The sequence below is a fragment of the Streptococcus sp. oral taxon 056 str. F0418 genome, assembly GCF_000220065.1.
GTDB lineage: Bacteria > Bacillota > Bacilli > Lactobacillales > Streptococcaceae > Streptococcus.
Genome location: NZ_AFQU01000001.1, coordinates 1,320,088 through 1,334,633 on the forward strand (window position 1 = coordinate 1,320,088; position 14,546 = coordinate 1,334,633).

General features: G+C 39.2%; 11 protein-coding genes. All 11 read left to right on the forward strand.

The genetic code is table 11. The features are described 5' to 3' along the window. The first annotated feature begins 229 nt into the window (after positions 1 to 229). Positions 230 to 1,732: a 4-alpha-glucanotransferase gene (malQ, locus tag HMPREF9182_RS06675; protein WP_009754555.1), complete on the forward strand. Its 1,503-nt coding sequence runs from the start codon at positions 230 to 232 to the stop codon at positions 1,730 to 1,732. A 34-nt stretch (positions 1,733 to 1,766) separates the two neighbouring features. Next, positions 1,767 to 4,028 (forward strand): glycogen/starch/alpha-glucan family phosphorylase, encoded by a 2,262-nt coding sequence (glgP, locus tag HMPREF9182_RS06680; RefSeq protein WP_009754769.1) that lies wholly within the window; start codon positions 1,767 to 1,769, stop codon positions 4,026 to 4,028. 176 nt (positions 4,029 to 4,204) lie between these two features. Continuing rightward, on the forward strand, positions 4,205 to 4,957 hold the full coding sequence (locus tag HMPREF9182_RS06685; protein WP_009443736.1) for an SDR family NAD(P)-dependent oxidoreductase: 753 nt from the start codon (positions 4,205 to 4,207) through the stop codon (positions 4,955 to 4,957). A 54-nt stretch (positions 4,958 to 5,011) separates the two neighbouring features. Then, positions 5,012 to 5,968: a 2-keto-3-deoxygluconate permease gene (locus HMPREF9182_RS06690; protein WP_009754736.1), complete on the forward strand. Its 957-nt coding sequence runs from the start codon at positions 5,012 to 5,014 to the stop codon at positions 5,966 to 5,968. Positions 5,969 to 6,056: 88 nt separating this feature from the next. Then, complete coding sequence (gene ruvB, locus HMPREF9182_RS06695) at positions 6,057 to 7,055, forward strand: Holliday junction branch migration DNA helicase RuvB (protein WP_009443085.1); 999 nt, start codon at positions 6,057 to 6,059, stop codon at positions 7,053 to 7,055. Between the two features lie 11 nt (positions 7,056 to 7,066). Continuing rightward, positions 7,067 to 7,633 (forward strand): nucleotidyltransferase family protein, encoded by a 567-nt coding sequence (locus HMPREF9182_RS06700; protein ID WP_009754359.1) that lies wholly within the window; start codon positions 7,067 to 7,069, stop codon positions 7,631 to 7,633. 245 nt (positions 7,634 to 7,878) lie between these two features. After that, positions 7,879 to 8,310, forward strand: coding sequence for a low molecular weight protein-tyrosine-phosphatase (locus HMPREF9182_RS06705; RefSeq protein ID WP_009754398.1), 432 nt, complete (start codon positions 7,879 to 7,881; stop codon positions 8,308 to 8,310). Further along, positions 8,303 to 8,716: an MORN repeat-containing protein gene (locus HMPREF9182_RS06710; RefSeq protein WP_009443312.1), complete on the forward strand. Its 414-nt coding sequence runs from the start codon at positions 8,303 to 8,305 to the stop codon at positions 8,714 to 8,716. The genes HMPREF9182_RS06705 and HMPREF9182_RS06710 overlap by 8 nt, the downstream gene beginning before the upstream one ends. After that, positions 8,706 to 10,520: an acyltransferase family protein gene (locus HMPREF9182_RS06715; protein ID WP_009754664.1), complete on the forward strand. Its 1,815-nt coding sequence runs from the start codon at positions 8,706 to 8,708 to the stop codon at positions 10,518 to 10,520. The genes HMPREF9182_RS06710 and HMPREF9182_RS06715 overlap by 11 nt, the downstream gene beginning before the upstream one ends. A 326-nt stretch (positions 10,521 to 10,846) precedes the next feature. Further along, entirely contained in the window at positions 10,847 to 13,501 is a 2,655-nt protein-coding gene (adhE, locus tag HMPREF9182_RS06720) for a bifunctional acetaldehyde-CoA/alcohol dehydrogenase (protein WP_009754788.1), read from the forward strand. 258 nt (positions 13,502 to 13,759) lie between these two features. Beyond that, positions 13,760 to 14,446, forward strand: a complete 687-nt coding sequence (locus HMPREF9182_RS06725) for a DUF6796 family protein (RefSeq protein WP_009754653.1) — start codon at positions 13,760 to 13,762, stop codon at positions 14,444 to 14,446. Positions 14,447 to 14,546 lie beyond the last annotated feature (100 nt).

Genomic DNA, 14,546 nt, shown 5'->3' on the forward strand with positions numbered 1-14,546 from the left:
AAATTTATTTTATCACAAAAAGTAACCGCTTGCAACAATTTCCTTTAAAATTTTTAAAAATTTTTTAAGAAACAGAGAAAATCTTTGATATATCAGTATTTTTCCAAAGCCTTATAAACTTTTTTCAAAAAACACTTGCACTCAAAAAAAAATAAGTTATAATCAACTCAACGCAAACGTTTTCATTGGATAAAAATGGAAATGTAAAAAATAATAGAGGTATATATAGATGAAAGAACGCCAAAGTGGTATTTTGATGCATATTTCTTCCTTGCCAGGAAAATATGGAATTGGATCTTTTGGACAAAGTGCTTACGATTTTGTTGATTTTTTGGTTCGGACTAAACAACGTTATTGGCAAATTTTGCCACTAGGAACAACGAGCTACGGAGATTCTCCTTACCAATCTTTCTCTGCATTTGCAGGAAACACACATTTTATTGATTTTGATCTTCTTATTAAAGAAGGATTGTTAGCAGAGGAAGATGTAACAGGATTAGACTTTGGCTCAGATAAAAAACGAGTTGACTATGCCAAAATTTTTAATGTGCGTCGTCCTTTATTGGAAAAAGCAGTTCAAAATTTCTTGCAACATGCAGATTTACAATCTTATCATGAGTTTGTAAAAGAGAACGCAAGTTGGTTGGATCTGTATGTTGAGTATATGGCTATTAAAGAGCATTTTGGTTTGGTTGCTTGGACTGAATGGTCAGATGAAGCAATTCGTTTGCGTAAGCCAGAAGCTTTGGCGGATTATCGTGAACGTTTAAGCAGCCAGATGGAATATCATCGCGTAACACAATATTTCTTCTTCCAGCAGTGGTTAGCACTTAAACAATATGCAAATGAGAACCATATCGAAATTGTTGGTGATATGCCAATCTATGTAGCTGCTGATAGTGCAGATGTTTGGGCGCAACCACATTTCTTTAAGACAGACGAAACTGGTAAGCCGACTTGTGTCGCAGGTTGCCCACCAGATGAATTTTCAGAGACAGGTCAGCTTTGGGGAAATCCAATCTATGATTGGGAAGCCATGGATAAAGATGGCTATACATGGTGGATTGATCGCTTACGTGAAAGCTTCAAAATTTATGATATAGTACGTATCGACCACTTCCGAGGCTTTGAATCTTACTGGGAAATTCCAGCAGGATCAGAGACTGCTGCCACAGGTAAGTGGGTTAAAGGGCCAGATTATGCTTTATTTAAAGCAGTTAAAGATGCGTTGGGCGATTTGAATATCATTGCTGAAGATCTAGGATTTATGACAGATGAAGTGATTGCTTTGCGTGAGCGTACAGGCTTCCCAGGAATGAAGATCTTACAATTCGCCTTTAATCCAGAAGATGAGAGTATTGATAGCCCACACTTGGCTCCACACAATTCTGTCATGTATACAGGAACGCATGATAATAATACGGTTGTTGGCTGGTATAGGGATGAAATTGATGATGCAACCCGTGAGTACTTAGCGCTTTATACAAACCGCAAAGAGTATGAAACAGTTCCCCACGCGATGCTTCGCACCATTTTTGCATCCGTTAGCTTTATGGCAATCGCAACGATGCAAGATTTATTGGAATTGAATGGTTCTGCACGTATGAACTTGCCTTCTACCATTGGAGGAAACTGGGAATGGCGGATGACAGAAGACGAATTGACAGAAGAAGTCGAGTCAGAATTACTCTCTTTAACAACAATCTATCGCCGTACCAATTCTAAGCTTTAATTTAAACCATAAAGGAAATTCTAAGGAGAAACAAATGTCAAACTTACAACAATATGTTCAAAATTCTTATCAAAAGAACATTGCAGACTGTAGCAATGAAGAGTTGTACACAGCTCTCTTGAACTACACAAAAGATTATAGCGCAACAAAACCAGTCAATGATTCTAAGAAAAAATTATATTACATTTCAGCGGAATTTTTGATTGGAAAACTCTTGTCAAATAACCTTATCAACTTGGGCTTGTATGAAGATGTTAAAAAAGAACTAGCAGCCGCAGGAAAAGATTTGATTGAGGTAGAAGAAGTCGAATTAGAACCTTCTCTCGGTAATGGGGGCTTGGGTCGTTTAGCTGCCTGCTTCCTTGATTCAATCGCAACTCTTGGTTTAAATGGAGACGGAGTGGGTCTGAACTACCACTTTGGTCTCTTCCAACAAGTTTTGAAAAACAATGAGCAAACAACGATTCCTAATTTCTGGCTTAGTGAGCAAAACTGGTTGGTAAAATCTACTCGTAGCTACCAAGTACCTTTTGCAAACTTCACACTGACTTCTACCTTGTATGACATCGATGTTCCAGGTTATAAGACAGAAAAGAAAAACCGTTTGCGCCTTTTTGATTTAGATTCTGTAGACTCTAGCTTGATTGAAGAAGGAATTGATTTCGACAAGACAGATATCGCTCGTAACTTGACCCTCTTCTTATATCCAGATGATAGTGACCGTCAAGGAGAATTGCTCCGTATTTTCCAACAGTATTTCATGGTATCAAATGCTGCGCAACTCCTGATCGATGAAGCTATTGAAAAAGGAAGCAATTTGCATGACCTTGCTGACTATGCAGTGGTACAAATCAATGATACTCACCCATCAATGGTTATTCCTGAATTGATCCGTCTCTTGACTGCACGTGGTATCGATTTTGATGAGGCAGTCTCAATCGTACGTAGCATGACTGCCTATACTAACCACACAATCCTTGCTGAAGCTCTTGAAAAATGGCCTCTTGAATTCTTGCAAGAAGTGGTTCCTCACTTGGTACCAATCATCGAAGAATTGGATCGTCGTGTGAAAGCTGAATACTCAGATCCAGCTGTCCAAATTATTGATGAGAGTGGACGTGTCCACATGGCTCATATGGATATCCATTATGGCTACAGTGTTAACGGTGTAGCTGCTCTCCACACTGAAATCTTGAAAAATTCAGAATTGAAAGCATTCTACGATATCTATCCAGAAAAGTTCAACAACAAAACAAACGGTATTACTTTCCGTCGTTGGCTCATGCATGCAAATCCACGTTTAGCTGCTTATATCGATGAGTTGTTAGGTCGCGGTTGGCACCATGAGGCTTCTGAACTTGAAGGTTTGCTTGAGTTTGTAGGAAATGCACAAGTTAAAGAAAAACTTGAAGGCATCAAAGCTCACAACAAACGTAAATTAGCTCGTCACTTGAAAGAGCATCAAGGGGTAGAAATTAATCCAAACTCTATCTTTGATATCCAAATTAAACGTCTCCACGAATACAAACGCCAACAAATGAACGCTTTGTATGTGATCCACAAATACCTTGACATCAAGGCTGGTAATATCCCTGCTCGTCCAATCACAGTCTTCTTTGGTGGTAAAGCAGCTCCTGCCTACACAATCGCTCAAGACATCATCCACTTAATCCTTTGCTTGTCAGAAGTGATTGCAAACGACCCAGCAGTAGCACCACACTTGCAAGTAGTGATGGTTGAAAACTACAACGTTACTGCGGCTAGCTTCCTTATCCCAGCATGTGATATCTCAGAACAAATCTCACTTGCCTCTAAAGAAGCTTCAGGTACTGGTAACATGAAGTTCATGTTGAACGGAGCTTTGACACTTGGTACTATGGACGGTGCCAATGTGGAAATCGCTGAGTTAGTTGGAGATGAAAATATCTACATCTTTGGTGAAGATTCAGAAACTGTTATCGATCTTTACGCGAAATCTGCTTATAAATCAAGCGAATTCTACGCTCGTCAAGAGATCAAACCATTGGTTGATTTCATCGTTAGCGATGCAGTGCTTGCAGTCGGAAATAAAGAGCGTTTAGAACGTCTTTACAATGAATTAATCAACAAAGACTGGTTCATGACTCTCCTTGACTTAGAAGACTATATCAAAGTGAAAGAACAAATGCTTGCTGACTACGAAAATCGCGATGCATGGTTGGATAAAGTGATTGTAAATATCGCCAAAGCTGGTTTCTTCTCAGCTGACCGTACCATTGCTCAGTACAATGATGAAGTATGGCATTTGGAAAAATAATCAAAAAAAGGCTGTAAATTCAGCCTTTTTTGATTCCTAAAATGAGATTTTCACTTGCGGATTGAAACTGATTGATTTATTTCTAAAAATTGTGGAAAAATTTACATTTTTTGCTTTCATTTTGAAAGTCAGAGTGCTATACTGAACGTGTAAAATAAAAGAAAGGATCTGATGATATGGATTTTTCAGGTAAAAAAGCGATTGTTACCGGTGGCGCAAATGGGATCGGTAAAGAAGTCGTTCGTGGTATTGTAGAAGGTGGCGGTTACGTCATTATTGCAGACATTAATCAGGAAGCAGCAGAACGTACGATTGCAGAGTTCGGTGCTGATCATACAAGCTTTACCTACATGGATTTGGGGAATCACGAGTCTATTGTAGAGGCGATGAACAAGATAATCGCAGAAGCTGGAAAGATTGATATTCTGGTTAACTGCGCAGGAGTCATCAGTGCGAAGCCGTTTGACCAGCTATCTTATGAAGAATGGGAACGAACCATTCGTATTAATCTTTCGGGTTGCTTCTCTACTATTAGCACGATTTTTCCGCATTTTATGGAGCAAAAAGGCGGACGTATCGTCAATGTATCATCCGTTGCCGCAAAGCTCGGTGGCGGCTTGTTGGGGACAGCGGCTTATGCTTCCTCTAAAGCGGGGCTCAATGGTCTAACCAAAGCTGTTGCTAAAGAAGGCGGGAAATATGGTATTGCTTGTAATGCAGTATGCCCATCCTTTACTCGCACTGATATGACGACAGTTTTATCAGAAGATCCTGAAAAGAGCCAACGTGTTATCAACATGATTCCACTTGGTCGCCGTGCGGAGCCTGTCGAAATCGCTCAAATGATCCTCTTCTTTGCGAGTGACTTGGCAAGCTTTGTATCAGGAGAAATAGGTGACTGTGACGGTGGTATCACACTGGATGGTTAAGGAAAGCCTTCTTTTGAACATTCTTATCAAGCATTGTTTAGTTATAGACAATACTTGAGGCTTTATAAGGAGAATCATTATGAAAATATTTGGAAAAAAATTAAAATTCCAGGTGATACCATCATTGTACCCATGTTTATAGGCTGTGTTATTAACACCTTCTTCCCACAAATGTTAAAAATCGGCGGCTTTACAACGGCAGTTGTACAAGGAGCGGGTCCTTTGGTTGGAGCTTTTCTTTTCTTCATTGGTGGAACCATCTCGCTTAAAAACACTCCTAAAGCAGTAGGTCGTGGGGCAGTGATTATTGCTTCAAAGATTGCTGTATCAGTGGTGTTGGGATTAATAGTGGCTAAGGTCTTCAATGATAATTTTTTAGGTTTGAGTGCTTTGGCTATTATAGGAGCTATGTCAGTGGCTAATAATGCCATGTATGCCGGTATCATAGAAGTGTATGGAAATGAGATCGATGCAGGTGCTGTGGGAATTACAACTTTAAGTGTCGGGCCTATGGTTACGATGGCCGCTCTTAGTAGTGCAGGCTTGGCAAATATTTCAATTTGGAGCCTTGTTGGAACGATTCTACCATTGGTTCTTGGGATTGCTCTAGGGAATGCTTTTCCTTACATGAAAAAAGCTCTGTCAAACGGGGTAACAGCCATCATCATTATTGTTGGCTTCTGCTTGGGAGCCAATATGAGCTTTGTACAAATTGTACAGGGTGGTTTACCAGGTATTTTGTTAGGTGTGATTACGACTTTAGTTGGTGGTTTCTTCGCTATTTTAGCCGATAAAGGAACAGGCGGCTCTGGGATTGCAGGTGCGGCGATTTCAAGTACAGCAGCCAGTGCTATTGCAACACCAGCTGCTTTATCTGCTGTAGATACATCCTTTAAGTCTGTAGAGGCGGCTGCGACAACGCAAATCACAGCATCTGTCATTGTCACAGCTATTTTGACACCACTCTTGACAGCTTGGGTTGCAAAACGTGTGAACTCAAAAAAACAGTAGTAAAATGTATAAAAAATCTTTGCTTTTTGATAGCAAAGATTTTTTGTTTGATAAAACCAAGATTTCATTATTTTGATATAATGGGAATATGAGTAGAATTTTAGATAATGAATTAATGAATGATGAGGAGATGGTGGAACGCACCCTCCGTCCACAATATTTACGAGAATATATTGGTCAAGATAAGGTTAAAGATCAATTGAAAATTTTTATAGAGGCAGCTAAGCTTCGTGATGAGGCATTGGATCACGCTCTATTATTTGGCCCTCCTGGACTGGGAAAGACGACCATGGCATTTGTGATTGCCAATGAATTGGGTGTGAATATCAAGCAGACTTCAGGACCAGTCATTGAAAAAGCAGGAGACCTAGTTGCCATTTTAAATGATTTAGAGCCAGGCGATGTCCTCTTTATCGATGAGATTCATCGTCTACCAATGGCGGTCGAGGAAGTGCTCTACAGTGCTATGGAAGATTTTTATATAGACATTATGATTGGTTCTGGTGATGCGAATCGCAGCGTACATTTGGACCTGCCTCCTTTTACCTTGATCGGTGCGACGACACGGGCGGGTATGCTGTCGAATCCTTTGCGAGCACGTTTTGGGATTACAGGTCATATGGAGTACTATGAAGTCGAGGATTTGACAGAAATCGTAGAACGGACGGCTGAGATTTTTGAGATGGATATTACCCATGAAGCTGCAAGAGAGCTTGCCCTTCGTAGCAGAGGAACCCCTCGAATCGCCAATCGATTATTGAAGCGTGTGCGTGATTATGCGCAAATTATGGGAAACGGCTTGATTGATGAGATGATTACGGATAAAGCTCTATCTATGTTAGATGTAGATGGTGAAGGACTAGATTATGTTGATCAGAAAATCCTACGCACTATGATTGAGATGTACGGAGGTGGTCCGATTGGTTTAGGGACTCTTTCTGTAAATATAGCTGAGGAACGCGAAACGGTTGAAGATATGTATGAACCTTATTTGATTCAAAAAGGGTTTATTATACGGACACGAACAGGACGGGTAGCGACACGTAAGGCTTATGAACATCTAGGCTATGAGTATATGGAAAAATGAATAGGAGCACGATGGACGAACGGACCATTCTGAAGTTTTTTAAAGCTAGTATTGATTTGATGAACATCTTAAGGATTATTCGTGATTTAAAATTAAAAGATTCATGGCTGGCTGCGGGTAGTGTTCGAAATTTCATTTGGAATATCCTATCTAATCAACCTGGCTTTGATCCCGATACAGATGTGGATGTGATTTTCTTTGATCCGACTGTTTCTTATGAAGCCACTGTACAGATAGAAGAAGACTTAAAGAAGCAATACCCACAGTACAAATGGGAAGTCAAAAATCAGGTCTATATGCATATCCATAGTCCTGGCACAAAGCCTTATACCAGCTCAAAAGACGCCATGAGCAAATACCCAGAGCGATGCACAGCCGTTGGTTTACGTTTATTAGAGGATGAAAAACTGGATTTATTTACGGCATATGGATTGGAAGGAATTATACGGTTTCAAGTATATCCAACACCGCATTTTTTAGAAAATAAAGAGCGGATGATTCTTTATACAGAACGATTGAAAAAGAAGGACTGGCATAGAAAATGGCCTCAGCTAACCTTTCATTTTCCAGAAAAATAAAAAACTAAAAGTACTTTAAGAAAATTTTAAGTTGATGGAGGTATACTATAGTCACAAGTTAAGGATGACTTAACTTGAACTCCTAAAACTTTTCTTTTTCATAATAATCTCCCTTTAGACCACCAAATTAGGTGGTCTTTTTACGTAAAAGTGGTCTCTTAAAAATAAAAAAAGCTAGCAATATTTTTAAAACTTCAAGACCTATTTGAGGTTGTTTTCTGTTATAATGAATAAGAGGTATTTCTATGAAAAAAGTAATGTTTGTGTGCCTGGGGAATATCTGTCGTAGCCCTATGGCAGAATTTGTAATGAAAAGTCTAACAGATGATTTTTATATCGAAAGCCGAGCAACATCTAATTGGGAGCATGGAAATCCAATTCATGAAGGGACTCAGAAGGCTTTAACGGATCATGCGATTGCGTATGACTTAGGAAAAACTTCTTTGCAGATTTCCGATAAAGATTTTGCAATATTTGACTATATTATCGGTATGGATGCGTCGAATGTAGCAGATTTGAAGAAAATTGCGCCTAAGAAATATCAAGACAAGATTTACCAATTTATGGATAAAAGTGTGCCAGATCCTTGGTACACAGGTGATTTTGAAGAGACTTATCGGCTAGTTCAGATAGGATGTAAGCACTGGCTGGAACGTTTGGAAGTTGAAAATGGATAAATTAAAAGAATTATACACTCGCTATCAGAATTATATCACACGAACTAATTTGGAATTAGTAGCTATAACTGTCATTGCTTTATCAGCAATTCTAGTTTTCACCTCTAATATTCCGAGTCATGGAATTTTAACATTGGATAAAGGAGCTATCAAATACGATGGTAGTTTAGTTCGTGGGAAAATGGATGGTCAAGGAAGCCTGACATTTAAAAATGGCGATCAATATAAAGGGAATTTCAAAAATGGACTGTTTGATGGTGAAGGAACCTTTACCTCCAAGAGTGGTTGGAAGTATGAAGGAGAATTTAAAAAGGGTCAAGCAGATGGTCAGGGAACTCTGACAACTGAGCAAAAAGTTGTCTATAAAGGAAAGTTTAAGCAAGGAATTTATCAAAATGCGCATTAAATGGTTTTCATTGGTGAGGATTGTAGGCTTATCTCTAGTCTTACTATATCATTTCTTTCAAGGAGTATTTCCTGGAGGGTTTATTGGTGTGGACGTTTTCTTTGCCTTTTCTGGTTTTTTGATTACATCGCTCTTGATTGATGAGTTTGCTAGAAGCCAAGAAATCGATATAAAAGGCTTTTTAATGAGGCGATTTTATCGAATTTTCCCACCTTTGGTGTTTATGATTTTGATAACCTTACCTTTCACGCTTTTTATTCGCAAGGACTTTGTGGCCAGTATCGGAACACAGATTGCGGGGGCATTAGGTTTTGTAACTAATTTCTATGAGATGCTATCAGGTGGTAACTATGAAAGCCAATTTATTCCGCATCTGTTTGTGCATACATGGAGTTTAGCTCTTGAAGTGCACTATTATATCTTATGGGCAATAGCGGTTTACTTCTTAGCGAAAAAAAGTCGGACTGTTGGCCAATTTCGAGGAATGATTTTCCTAGTTTCAACGGGAGTCTTCTTATTTAGCTTTTTGTCTATGTTTATTAGTGGTTTTTTCACTAAAAATTTCTCTCTAATTTACTTTTCTAGTTGGACACATATTTTCCCATTTTTTGCTGGGACAGCTCTAGCAACTATTTCTGGTGTGAAAAATGTTGGTGCTAACTTTAAGAAGCTAGAAAAATCATGGAGCTTGCAACAAACACTGGGAATGATAGTCGGTAGTTTTGTGGTGCTATTGCTACTAGGTTTCTTGCTCCGCTTTGATAATATCTTCACCTATTTAGTCGGATTCTTGCTTGCAACGATTGCAGCTCTTATCATGATTTTAGGTGCACGTGTTTTGCATGCAAAGACTCCTCAGCTAGAGGAGCCCATTTGGGTGACATTCATTGCAGATACTAGCTACGGAGTTTATCTTTTTCACTGGCCTTTTTATATCATTTTTAGCCAATTGGTGGGAAATATCTTTGCAGTGTTGATCACAACTATACTCTCTTTTGCCTTTGCTGCAGTCTCTTTTTATATATTAGAGCCTGTGTTAGCTGGGAAAAAGCAAGATTTATTTGGTATTCAGATGGATGTAAAATCCATTGCACGGCCTATTTTTTATAGTTTAATCCCTTTGGCTATCATTTGCTTCTTGATTACGGTTACGGCTCCAAAAGTGGGAGCTTTCGAAGAAGATTTAATGATCAATGCGCTCCATCAAGCAGATAGCAAATTACAGCTAACACGTAGTCAAGCTGATCAAACAACGGCAACGGACTATAATGTTGCGTCGGGAACGACTTTAATTGGTGATTCTGTTGCCTTGCGAGCGAATGAATGGCTGCAAGAGGCTATTCCTGGCATCCAATTAGATGCAGTAGTGAGCCGTAATTTAGAGTCAGGATTAGAGGTTTATCAGACTGATATCTCAAATAGAGTTTTATTACAAAACGTGGTCTTAGCTCTGGGAACCAACACAGTATCTAACTATGAGGAAGCTTTGAATAAGCTTGTCGAGCAACTGCCTAAAGGTCACCGATTGATTTTAGTAACACCGTATGATGGACGTGTTGTAGGAGATGCTAATAGCGATCTGATGAAAACACGCCAATACCAGATAGATTTGGCTAAGAAATATGATTATGTTTATGTTGCTGACTGGTATCAAACAGCAATGGATAACCCTGCTATTTGGTATGGGACAGACTACGTTCACTTTGGTGTAGATGCGACAAGTATAGCAGAAGGCGGTAGGCTGTATGCACAAACCATCAAAACAGCTTTAGAAGAAGCTGACAAAGGACCTGTAAAACCTTGATATTATCTATAAAGGCCCGAATATCGGGTTCTTTATAGGGTGCATATGTAAGCGCTTTCTAGAAAAACTAATCTATTTCAGGTAAAATATGTAAGCAAAGTATGTGAAATAAAATAAATTCAAAAAAATATTTCACAAAGTAAGTTGAAAAATGCTGTTCTAGAGAAATATTGATAAAAAATTCACAAAATAGAACGAAAAAGTTTGTGAAATGTTGTTGAAAGTGTTTACAAACATGGAGAAAAAGGTTATAATAAACTTGTGAAATAATTAACAAAGACTAGAAATCTTCGTCTAATCTTTAAATAAAACCCTTGGAGGATTATATGGTTGATAAGAAGAAAACAGCAGAACAAGAAGACAAGGTCTTAGCTGCAGAAAAACACGTTGATGAGCTCGTTCAAAAAGCTTTGGTTGCTCTGGAAGAAATGAGAAAATTAGACCAGGAGCAAGTAGACTATATTGTGGCGAAGGCCTCTGTTGCGGCACTTGATGCTCATGGCGAGCTAGCTTTGCATGCTCTTGAAGAAACGGGTCGAGGTGTATTTGAAGACAAAGCAACTAAAAACCTGTTTGCCTGTGAACACGTTGTAAATAACATGCGACATACTAAGACAGTTGGGATTATCGAGGAAGACGATGTAACTGGATTAACTTTAATTGCGGAGCCAGTAGGAGTTGTTTGTGGGATTACACCGACAACGAATCCAACTTCAACTGCAATTTTCAAAGCTTTGATTTCATTGAAGACACGTAATCCAATTGTCTTTGCTTTCCATCCATCTGCTCAAGAATCTTCTGCACATGCCGCTCAAATTGTACGGGATGCTGCTATTGCAGCTGGGGCGCCTGAAAACTGTGTGCAGTGGATTACTCAGCCATCAATGGAAGCGACTTCTGCACTTATGAACCATGAAGGGATTGCAACAATCCTTGCGACAGGTGGGAATGCCATGGTGAAGGCTGCTTATTCATGTGGTAAGCCAGCTCTTGGGGTTGGAGCAGGAAACGTACCAGCTTACGTTGAAAAATCAGCGAATATCCGCCAAGCAGCACACGATATCGTGATGTCTAAATCATTTGATAACGGAATGGTCTGTGCGTCTGAACAAGCTGTGATTATTGATAAAGAAATCTATGACGAGTTTGTCGCAGAGTTTAAATCTTACCATACTTACTTTGTAAATAAAAAAGAAAAAGCCTTGCTTGAGGAGTTCTGCTTCGGTGTGAAAGCTAACAGTAAAAACTGTTCTGGAGCTAAATTAAACGCAGCAATTGTAGGGAAACCAGCGACTTGGATTGCAGAACAAGCTGGATTTACAGTTCCAGAGGGGACAAATATTCTTGCAGCAGAGTGTAAAGAAGTCGGTGAAAATGAACCATTGACTCGTGAAAAACTTTCACCAGTGATCGCCGTACTAAAATCAGATTCTCGTGAAGACGGTATCAATAAAGCGCGCCAAATGGTAGAATTTAATGGTCTTGGTCACTCGGCAGCTATCCACACTGCAGACGAAGAATTGACGAAAGAATTTGGCAAAGCGGTCAAAGCGATTCGGGTTATTTGTAATTCACCATCTACTTTTGGTGGTATCGGGGATGTTTATAATGCCTTCTTACCATCACTGACACTGGGCTGTGGCTCTTATGGTCACAACTCTGTCGGTGATAATGTTAGTGCTATTAATCTCTTGAATATCAAAAAAGTAGGAAGACGTAGAAATAATATGCAATGGTTTAAAGTCCCTTCAAAAACATACTTCGAGCGTGACTCTATTCAGTATCTACAAAAATGTCGTGATGTTGAGCGTGTCATGATTGTTACTGACCATTCAATGGTTGAGCTTGGTTTCCTTGATCGCATTATTGAGCAACTGGATTTGCGTCGTAATAAGGTGACATACCAAATCTTTGCAGATGTAGAGCCAGATCCAGATATTACAACGGTTTATCGTGGTACAGAGCTTATGCGTGCATTTAAGCCAGATACGATTATTGCGCTTGGTGGTGGTTCTCCAATGGATGCTGCAAAGGTAATGTGGCTCTTCTATGAACAACCACAAGTCGACTTCCATGATTTAGTTCAAAAATTTATGGACATTCGGAAACGTGCTTTTAAATTCCCAGAACTTGGAAAGAAAACGAAATTTATCGGTATTCCAACAACATCTGGTACAGGTTCAGAAGTAACACCATTTGCGGTTATCTCTGATAAAGCAAACAACCGCAAGTATCCGATTGCTGATTACTCATTGACGCCAACAGTGGCAATTGTAGACCCTGCATTGGTGATGACCGTCCCAGGATTTATCGCAGCGGATACAGGAATGGATGTTTTGACACATGCTACAGAAGCGTATGTGTCACAAATGGCAAATGACTATACTGATGGTCTTGCTCTTCAAGCGATTAAATTAGTCTTTGAACACCTTGAAAGTTCTGTAAAAAATGCAGACTTCACTTCTCGTGAAAAACTGCATAACGCTTCTACAATGGCAGGTATGGCTTTTGCGAATGCTTTCTTAGGTATTTCTCACTCAATGGCTCATAAGATTGGTGCACAATTCCACACGGTTCACGGTCGTACGAATGCTATCTTGCTTCCATATGTTATTCGCTACAATGGTACACGACCAGCGAAGACAGCTACATGGCCTAAGTATAACTACTACCGTGCAGATGAAAAATATCAAGATATTGCTAAAATGCTTGGTCTTCCAGCTTCAACGCCAGAGGAAGGTGTGGAGTCTTATGCGAAAGCAGTCTATGAACTTGGAGAACGTGTTGGAATCCAAATGAACTTCAAAGCTCAAGGAATCGATGAAAAAGAATGGAAAAAACATTCTCGTGAATTGGCCTTCCTTGCTTATGAAGATCAATGTTCGCCTGCTAACCCACGTCTACCAATGGTTGATCATATGCAAGAAATCATCGAAGATTCTTACTATGGTTACAAAGAACGTCCAGGACGTCGGAAATAGATATATCGGCTGAAGGAATGAAGAACTTCTTGCTAAAAGTATAAAATCAGCTATCCCTCGCTCGAATGAGTGAGGGATTTTTGCAGATGGAATAGTGAAAATGTAGCTGGAAGTGGCAATAAGATAGAATATAGTCTGAATGCTTTTGATATTTTGATGATGAGTGCTTGTAAGATATTCTTTTATAAGCTATCATTTGTTTGTTTTTGAGCTTTATTTTATGCTAAGATAAGAGTAGAATGCGAAAAGGAGTATAGTATGGTATTATTATCGATATGTACCGGTTTGGTAAGTGGTATCTGCTGGCTCGTTGGAGATGTTTTATTGGTTGGCTTTGAAGTAGATCAGAAACGCTATAGTCAGTTTACTAAAGGAAGCTTGATTGGTAACAAGGAGTTGGCGATGCTGATGTTATCTGCTTCTAAAAAACGACTGCGTTGGGGTGCCTTGCTAGCTAATTTCTCTATTCCTTTGATGTTAGCTGGACTTTATAGTCTTTTTATGCTGGCTCATCTATCCATGTGGAATGGGTTGGCGATTTTATTTTTGGGGATTGGTTTTGTTTTGTCACCAGTGGCTCATGTTGCTTTTTACTATGTGGGGATTATTAGCAAGGCAGCTTATGAGCAGAGTGAGGGAAAGTCTTGTTCAGTTTCAAATGCAAAGCTTATTAATGAAGTAGTGTTGTTTTTGGATACAACTTGGCGTGTAGCTGTTGGGGTGACAGCTTTGGGCTGGCTGGTTTATTCTTTTCTCATCTTCACAAATCAGACTATTTTGCCATCTTATCTGGGAATTTTAACCCCCTTATTTGGTAGTTTGTGGGTGATTTTACTTGTTGAAAAGCTGAAAATAGGACGCCCATATCTGAATGGTGCTGCTTTCAATGTAGCTTTAACCATCTTTTTTATCCTTGTTTTGTGGTATTATCTTTATCCGCTTTAATGAACGTTAAAAGTCAGATCAGGCTTGATTCTTATTGGTAAATGTAAACGAAATTGTATTTGAATGTGACCTAGCGGTAGTTTATTATATACTTTTATAT

Excerpts from the sequence above, each read along its gene's own strand:
- malQ (WP_009754555.1), top strand. The coding sequence starts at position 230 with ATGAAAGAACGCCAAAGTGGTATTTTGATGCATATTTCTTCCTTGCCA.
- glgP (WP_009754769.1), top strand. The coding sequence starts at position 1,767 with ATGTCAAACTTACAACAATATGTTCAAAATTCTTATCAAAAGAACATT.
- HMPREF9182_RS06685 (WP_009443736.1), top strand. The coding sequence starts at position 4,205 with ATGGATTTTTCAGGTAAAAAAGCGATTGTTACCGGTGGCGCAAATGGG.
- ruvB (WP_009443085.1), top strand. The coding sequence starts at position 6,057 with ATGAGTAGAATTTTAGATAATGAATTAATGAATGATGAGGAGATGGTG.
- HMPREF9182_RS06700 (WP_009754359.1), top strand. The coding sequence starts at position 7,067 with ATGGACGAACGGACCATTCTGAAGTTTTTTAAAGCTAGTATTGATTTG.
- HMPREF9182_RS06705 (WP_009754398.1), top strand. The coding sequence starts at position 7,879 with ATGAAAAAAGTAATGTTTGTGTGCCTGGGGAATATCTGTCGTAGCCCT.
- HMPREF9182_RS06710 (WP_009443312.1), top strand. The coding sequence starts at position 8,303 with ATGGATAAATTAAAAGAATTATACACTCGCTATCAGAATTATATCACA.
- HMPREF9182_RS06715 (WP_009754664.1), top strand. The coding sequence starts at position 8,706 with ATGCGCATTAAATGGTTTTCATTGGTGAGGATTGTAGGCTTATCTCTA.
- adhE (WP_009754788.1), top strand. The coding sequence starts at position 10,847 with ATGGTTGATAAGAAGAAAACAGCAGAACAAGAAGACAAGGTCTTAGCT.
- HMPREF9182_RS06725 (WP_009754653.1), top strand. The coding sequence starts at position 13,760 with ATGGTATTATTATCGATATGTACCGGTTTGGTAAGTGGTATCTGCTGG.